The following is a 7,391-nucleotide window of genomic DNA, read 5'->3' on the forward strand; positions in this document are numbered from 1 at the left end:
GTCCTCTCGATTGGTCATGGCGCTGCTCCCTGCTTGATACCAACAGGAAAACAATCGGCCAGAAAAGGGTTAATCGGGAGGTCAAATTAAACTGGTGTTTTGAAGACTTATTACATCGGTGATGACAACTGTTCCGTTGATTATGAAACCAGAGCCTCAGCTCCCCTTTCCGCTCTTAACTCTAGCGATGATAGCCTGAGCTTTTTCTTCATGGTTAGGAAAAAGACTGTCTTCCACGTATTGCTCACCAGCATCCAGTGTGACTCGGTAACGAGCACATTTACTGTAAGCGTCGCAGCAATATCTCTCTTTAAGCAGCTTCGCAGTCGATGGCATACCTGCAACCAGACTATCAGTAAAAAATGGGCAGACCTGATAAAACTCACACTTGGGTGTCATTGTAATATCCATTTGGTGAAATCCAGCGATATTACTATCGGCTTTCAGGTACTGAATATTACAGTGAGACGCACTCTATCAGGCTTAACCAGAGATGATGGAAATGAGTTTCTGGCATTTCGAGATATCAGAGAATTAAGGCAGAAGTATGCTTTTAACCCGAGAAAACAAGGATATTTTTTCGCCGTCGACACTTCGTTGACAGAAAAAGACAATGGTCGTAAAGATAAGCTATTTTAGAAAGGGAAATCAGGAACTTACAGAAGGGATAATGGCGGTGAGGGAGGGATTCGAATCCTTACCGCATTAGAATAAACTTTTATTTATCAGAAGTTTACAAAATTAATTTTCTATAAAAACTGTCCATCTGGGTGGTTGAAAGTGGTTATTGGTCAGTTTGGCGGACACTTTTTGGACACCCAAAATAGCGCGACCATCTTCGAATATTTTTTACTGCACAAGCGATTTTCTGTAACCACCCAACTCTAAACATAGACTTCGATGCAGAAGAGGATATTTCTGCACATCATATAGAGCAGTTACAAGCATATAGTATTTTTAATTTGACAGCTTCGCCACCTTTTACTTTACTACTCTCATGGGATCTTTCTATTTTGTTTCAGAGGGCTTTGTTTTTACACTTAAATTATCTTTAATGCTATTTCAACTTCCCTTCAAAAGCTGTAGACGCCTATCAAGTTTGTTTATTTTCATGATTACCACTCCTCTTCAACCATGCAGATGCTATGAAAGTCAGGTGCTTGGAATGCTCATGCAGTAATATTGTACAAGATACCGATAAAACACATACCACAACTGATTATAGGTATCCACATCTATAATTGCTGAGACTCAGTGGTAATACGTTTGAGTTTAGAGTTACACAACTCATTATCTATTACTTCATATGGTGCATTTAATGAATAAATCGCGTACATGTTCAGCTGTTTTACTAGGTGTACTTTGCGCAACGCCTTGCCTGGCTGATCCGTGTAACATTGCATGCAGCACTAGCCGCCAGAAGCATATGAGCACCCTGTATGGTGACTATATGGCGAGTACGATAGCTGCCCAGAATATTTTTTATATCAATCTCGAAAGTGAAGCTTCGAGCCTTGTTGATATAGATGTGTTTGCTGAACTAAAGCGTGGCCGGATTATTCTAGTCGACGCAACCACCCTCAATGACAGTAATCAGATAAGTGAGAAAACCAAAGCTCTGTTTGGCACAGGAACGACAGCACCAGCAACGATAGTTTACCGTTATCAGGATGAGATGGTATTTCATGATCTTATGCAATTTGGCTCTACGCAGGTTGACCAAGAAATATCTACGGTAGGCAATACTGAACTCGATATTGCACGCTTGGCTTTTGATACTCAAGCTATAATACAAGAAATTATAGACAAACAAAGCCAACCTCTATTTTTGAGCGAACCCAGTTCAAGAGCATATACTGCTTCAGGAACTGGTCGAGGAGTGACCGGCAACAGCTATACGCCAATACTCAACCAAAGACGCTTGTTATCTTATAACAATCTCTCCTGTAATCTACTCAGAGACTGGGAAAGTACAGATGAAATTGATTTGTGTGAGGGTAATGCTTCGATTAACCTAGAGTATAAAATTACCCGTATGCGTAGCATCAATGGCCCTAATACTGATGACGCCAAATATGTACGATTTTCTTTGTCAGAAAATAACTCTGGAGGAGCTGGAGCAGGGATAAGCTTGGCAAACAGGCAAGATGAAATTAATTCATGGTGGCAGTCTAATCCCGTTCGAAACTCACGTTTAGGACCACTATTACAACGGTTTGAATTCACATCACGTCCAGTTTCTAATGACAATGATATTACTCTTTCATACCACGCCCCGAAGAATTTAAATCCCAATGTAACTAAAAGTTATACTAAAAGTATTAGCATAGGCGCCTCAGTTTCAGCTAATGCAGAAATAGATGGGACTGGCCCCAAAGTAGGTGCTGGAGCATCAGGATCGTTTAGTTTTTCGGACTCACGAACAGTGACAATCAGTCACGCCGAATATCGGGTTGAGAACAATACAGCCAACAAACATGCAAAAATCGCATGGGATCATGGCGATACCTGTGATTATGCTTTTGGTGACATTGACTTTGGTTGTGCATATTCAAGACCGGTATATTACGGTGGTGATATTTTTGACCAAAACCTCATTAATAGTATTAGCTACCGTAACTTTGTACCTACTGTCGACGTATTGTACCGTGCAATGCCTGATAAGCGTGGAAGCACTCGCTTTCGTATAGAATCAAAGGTTGGCATAGGGGCTTATTACGGGCAATCGCGCTACGGCGGTATATGGGCAGTAGTAGCGCCATTTGGTTATTCTACCCTAACGTATACTCTGCCATTCGAAATAGATATTGACTGGGATCACCCCGTATTTCAACCCGAAGCAAATGTACGCATACAGTCACTGAACGAAAACAACCTCTGTCTGGATGTATTTGGAGGCGTGGATGAACCTGGCAGAGTAGTTGGAGGCAGGTCATGTCATGGTGGGCGTAATCAAATGTGGGGGCTGGATGGAACAGAGCGTTACCATTCCCGAGTCAACCCAAGTTATTGCCTCACTGTAAATGATCATAACCAATTGACTCAGGACATCTGCACGACTTCTTTAGCGCAAAAGTGGTATTGGGAAGGCGATAAATTAAAAACCCGAAAACCAGACATAGATGGTAGTGTAATCCAAGCTCGCCATGGGCAACAAGCTATCATGGTTGCAGACAACCCATCTGCACCTCGATGGAACAATTACCTATCCCGCTTTGAAGCAAATTAAAGTCATCTTGATATCCTCAGTTTCATATAAGTTAGATGAAGCTGTTATATACAGCTTCATTTATCCCAACATTCAGTCCATGAACAATCTGCTCAACATCAAATTGGGATCTTAGAAAACAATTAATAACGAAAAGATCGCCTCTCGAATTAGAATTACTTCAGCTAAGGCTTAAGCTTGAAAATTAAAAGAGAATCATTTTCATCCCACCTCTTTTTTTGAATTATTGCAATTCTGAACAGCATCGTCCTTACTCAAAAAAATCTGTTGCCACTGAAGGACAAAACATTTTTTTGACTCGCCCTCTCGCCGTTCCAGGACAAATTACATTCAAAAAAGAGAGGTAAAACATCATGAAAACACTCACTAACTCAATGCTTTGCACCTTGATTCATCTGACCAGGAATCAGCTTGAAGCCAAACGACATGAAATCGCAGAACTTAGCCAATACACTACCAAGGTCATCCGTGAGAGCTATAACTCAGAAGTTGAGGAACTGGTGGCCATTCTGGAAATCCTTCACGGCTTCCTGAAAAATCAGTCCTCACCAGAGCAACCGACTCGCTCTACCAAGAAATAACAGATTGGGGTTTATCCCCTTTCTGCTCTCTTATTCAGATGCTGTACCCCATCAATATTCTCTCTTGGTAGGACTCCCGTAGTCGATCAATAAGCTGGTTTTCTGTCGTGTTCTTCTTCTCGTAATGCAGTGCTATATCATCCCAGATCACGCTCCCCTGTAGCTCCCTGAGCACCCTTTTGAACTTAAGTCCTTTTCTGGCACAGGCTGACAGAAGATTGCCTATATAGAGCTGGTAGTTCTTACCGGAGAAAGACGTGGCTTTCTTGTAGTACCGCTTGTAGTGGAGGTTGTCCTTATAGGCGGATTCAGGGTATTTGAAGACGATATCTTCCAGCAAAATTGTCCAGATAGGATCGAGGTAGTTGCTGTTGTACTTGAGCTTGAAGGATCTCAAACCGTAATGCCAGAGTGCCTGTATATGCTTGATGATCTCAGAGTAAGTGTTCATTTTCACACCGATTTCACCGGTTTCTTTATTGCAGGTTCCCAGGGCAAATTGCTGGATTACGGAGTGGTGGAATCTTACCTCAAACCGGAAGACATCAGACTCAGGATCATAACCACTGGAACCATCTTCAAGTTGGGTGCTCTCCTGCCACTTGTGCTCCATGTAGTCGAATTTATCAATATCCCTTGCCTGTATGGTCTTGTTGTAAATTGCCAGCTGTACTGCACCCGCAGAGCCAAACTTGAAGGACTGAGCACGATCATAAACACAGGAGACATCGGAAACGGTGAATTCCGCTTTATCAATCCCGAAGTAGTTGGAGACCCGTCTGGATTTACAGGTCATTCTCTCTGACAGGTCGTTATCCGGTTTCCACCCCTGTACGTCTACCGCCAGATGAATAGCGGGATAATGGGGTTCAGCACACCGGAGTACTTTCTTGGCAATGTTCGCCAGAAACTGATCCACCTTTTTCGGGGATCGGTTATCCAGGAACCACGGGGAGCATTCTATTTTCAGGTGAGAGCCAATGGATTCCGCTTTGGAGTGGAACATTTTGCAGAAGATAATGACTCCCAGTTGATTGTTCTGGAGCCGATACTGATAACCGGATGCTTTACCACTTTTCCCAAGTATCCAGTCATGGCCAACGAAGCGGAAAGTTTTCTCACCAAAACTCAGTGAGCCCTCGATATCCGTCAGGAAATCCAGATTCATGGCACCCTTAAACAGTTGTCGTAAGGTATCCACGTAGGTCCCGACGATCTGGAAATTCTCAAGGTAGAGATCCTGCACTTTCCCGAATTTGGGATGAACAAACAGGAGTCCCTTATCTTGTTGATTTGTGGTTTTACCATCCTCTGATGGTTCATAACGATCCAAATGTTTCATATCAAAAATCCTTTTTATAACTTTTCGTTTTTCACTACCCTTTTTTAATGACGTGCTACAGGAACGTCCGCCTGTGCGGGCTGCGCTGCGCGTGTCAGCCTCGCACAGTGCATGGCTCAGAGTTCGTCATAGGGCTCGATCTCCCGTCGGTTGCTGCGGCGACTGTTTCGGTCGTGTCGTTTATCCGAGAGTGTTTCGTCAAAGTAGCCATTGCGGACAATGGCTTTGCACAGGTAGTCCGGCACATCCATGCGAGTGACCCGCTGGGAGTAACAGATGCAGACTTCCTGTGGGGTGCCTTCCCGCCAGAGCACACAGTTCTGGGGTTTCGGGAAAGAACGGGGTTTGGTGAGGTGATCGTAGACCGGAGCCGTATGTGTGATGCCGATGATTCTCGGCTTGCGCTCTTCCAGATACTGCTCACGGCTTTGAGGCTCGGTGTCAGCAACTTGCAGCGGAGAACCGGAGGGTTCTGGTGCCGGCGCGGCTTCGCCTGGTTGATCAGGGGTAAGCGTGGTGTAACCGAGATAGAGTGCAAAGCCGACAGCACCGAGCAGTATTGGGATCAGCCAGATCACCGACGGCAGGCTCAGCTTGTGGGTGTGTTCAAACGCCGAGAAGTAGACCCCGAAGTATTTCTTTGGCTTGCCGGTGACGGACTTGCGCCCTTCTTTCTTGGCAAAGTGATCATCAGGGTCAACGCACTTGTCCCAGGTGAATCGGGTGACTTTGGAGGAACCCCAGAAATTGAAGTAGTGGGTATGGTGTCCACAGAGCCTTCTCAGATGAACATCAAGAAAGTTCGGGTGCTGAGTAATCAGAATCACATCGAAGCTGTCATGGCGATGTTTTTCAAAGCGTGACGCATACAATGGGACTTTGTCTTTGCCCGAGCGTACCGGAAAGAACTCCTGTGCCTCATCAATGACCAGCACCGAGTAGCCTTGCAGGTTATACCACAGGTGAGGATCAGGAAAGTGCGTCCAGTGCAGGTTCAGATGCTCGAAATCCTTGAAAGTGAGTTCCAAACCTTCAGGAGCGTTCTTCTCAATCTCTGAAACTTTCTGCACCTGTGCAGCGGGATAACAGATTTTGACCCACTTCAGCCATTGCCTCAGTGGATCGTGTTGTTTAAAAACCGCTTCCAGAAACGGCGCATCCTTGAGTTCCACAAATCGCTTTTGTTCATGAATGGGCTGGATCATCGGAGCGATGACAGACTTCTGATTCTTGGTCAGCGATGGCAGATAACAGTCGTAGAAAAACGCCTGAAAGGTCTGGCACTGCTGAAAGTCCAGTAGGTTCAATTTGATGTTGTTGTAGAACTTGGGTCTGCCAGCGTATTTCTTATCGGTGCAGACGGTTTTGAAGCAGTTCAGGCTTTTGCTGGCACCTGGTCTGCCGGTAATGAAGTGAAGCATCGCACTTGTCCCTTTTCTCCTGTGGTCATCCTTGCGGATTGTTAATGGCTGTTAGTTTTGGGTTCCGCAGGAAACCGAGTTCTTTTCAGGAAAAGAACACCGTTTCCTGCGGCTCAATAGACAGCGTTAACAACCCGTGGTTCAGGACTAGCCACCAAAGCCTTTCCAGAAGGAAACGCTTTGTTTTGGTCGTCCATTGAAATAGGAGACACCCTTGATCACCATGATCACGGTGATAAACGACAGTGCGATATTGACCGCTTTGGGAATGCCAAGCAGAGAAAGCATCTGGAACATGGCCACTGGCATACCATCAAAATTGGCCTGAATCTGCTCGCCCAGATAATCCACCATGATATCCAAGCCGAAATAGGTGACCACGCCTACACCAAGTCCCCGCAACAGTAGCCATGCGATAGGAACAATGGTGGTAACAATGAAAGTAAGTATGTAGCCCATGATATCCCCCTATTCCTTTTGTTTAACCAGAGCCTAATGACTTGGCTAGAATCACCGCCATTGAGAACCAGGTGGCGAAGAGAATGAACCATGAGATATAGGAAGCCAGGTCACATAATGGAGTCAGGGCAAACTCAAACTCAGCACCGAGAACGGTAAAGCTGATGGGATCGGGACATTGGTTATCCGACGTGACGTATTCTTCAGTATCCAGAAAGTCTTCAACATGGATTTCCAGCGTATCCCCCGGTAATGATCCCAAGGGAGACATGCTTGGGTTGTTACTGATGATGGAACTGATTTCACCGTCGTTATATTGCGAGAGGCACAGCTGCTTCTTCTCCATTCGAGCAATAGCG

General features: G+C 45.0%; 7 protein-coding genes. 2 read left to right on the forward strand and 5 right to left on the reverse strand.

The genetic code is table 11. From position 1 onward, the window contains the following. Nucleotides 1-156: 156 nt before the first annotated feature. The gene (locus AK963_RS23265) at nt 157-411 is read right to left on the reverse strand and encodes a hypothetical protein (RefSeq protein WP_083232860.1); all 255 of its coding nucleotides are present in this window, start codon (nt 409-411) and stop codon (nt 157-159) included. Nucleotides 412-1,450: 1,039 nt separating this feature from the next. On the opposite strand from AK963_RS23265, the gene AK963_RS23275 reads away from it, so the two are divergent. Together AK963_RS23275 and AK963_RS23280 are read left to right on the forward strand one after the other, a co-directional pair. Further along, nucleotides 1,451-3,229 (forward strand): leukocidin family pore-forming toxin, encoded by a 1,779-nt coding sequence (locus AK963_RS23275; RefSeq protein ID WP_175404612.1) that lies wholly within the window; start codon nt 1,451-1,453, stop codon nt 3,227-3,229. 353 nt (nt 3,230-3,582) lie between these two features. Then, entirely contained in the window at nt 3,583-3,810 is a 228-nt protein-coding gene (locus tag AK963_RS23280) for a hypothetical protein (protein WP_066017795.1), read from the forward strand. 34 nt (nt 3,811-3,844) lie between these two features. Here the strand turns inward: AK963_RS23280 and AK963_RS23285 are convergent, their stop codons facing one another. The 4 genes from AK963_RS23285 to AK963_RS23300 all read right to left on the reverse strand — a co-directional run. Next, the gene (locus tag AK963_RS23285) at nt 3,845-5,152 is read right to left on the reverse strand and encodes a hypothetical protein (protein ID WP_066017796.1); all 1,308 of its coding nucleotides are present in this window, start codon (nt 5,150-5,152) and stop codon (nt 3,845-3,847) included. Between the two features lie 116 nt (nt 5,153-5,268). Beyond that, nucleotides 5,269-6,573, reverse strand: a complete 1,305-nt coding sequence (locus AK963_RS23290; protein ID WP_066017797.1) for a zonular occludens toxin domain-containing protein — start codon at nt 6,571-6,573, stop codon at nt 5,269-5,271. A gap of 147 nt (nt 6,574-6,720) precedes the next feature. Beyond that, the gene (locus AK963_RS23295; protein ID WP_066017798.1) at nt 6,721-7,032 is read right to left on the reverse strand and encodes a DUF2523 family protein; all 312 of its coding nucleotides are present in this window, start codon (nt 7,030-7,032) and stop codon (nt 6,721-6,723) included. A 22-nt stretch (nt 7,033-7,054) separates the two neighbouring features. Further along, a partial coding sequence (locus AK963_RS23300) for a virulence factor TspB C-terminal domain-related protein (protein ID WP_274520551.1) occupies nt 7,055-7,391 on the reverse strand: 337 nt, incomplete at its 5' end.

Origin of the sequence: Endozoicomonas atrinae, from assembly GCF_001647025.1 — a bacterium.
Lineage (GTDB): Bacteria > Pseudomonadota > Gammaproteobacteria > Pseudomonadales > Endozoicomonadaceae > Endozoicomonas > Endozoicomonas atrinae.

Excerpts from the sequence above, each read along its gene's own strand:
- AK963_RS23265 (WP_083232860.1), bottom strand. The coding sequence starts at position 411 with ATGGATATTACAATGACACCCAAGTGTGAGTTTTATCAGGTCTGCCCA.
- AK963_RS23275 (WP_175404612.1), top strand. The coding sequence starts at position 1,451 with ATGGCGAGTACGATAGCTGCCCAGAATATTTTTTATATCAATCTCGAA.
- AK963_RS23280 (WP_066017795.1), top strand. The coding sequence starts at position 3,583 with ATGAAAACACTCACTAACTCAATGCTTTGCACCTTGATTCATCTGACC.
- AK963_RS23285 (WP_066017796.1), bottom strand. The coding sequence starts at position 5,152 with ATGAAACATTTGGATCGTTATGAACCATCAGAGGATGGTAAAACCACA.
- AK963_RS23290 (WP_066017797.1), bottom strand. The coding sequence starts at position 6,573 with ATGCTTCACTTCATTACCGGCAGACCAGGTGCCAGCAAAAGCCTGAAC.
- AK963_RS23295 (WP_066017798.1), bottom strand. The coding sequence starts at position 7,032 with ATGGGCTACATACTTACTTTCATTGTTACCACCATTGTTCCTATCGCA.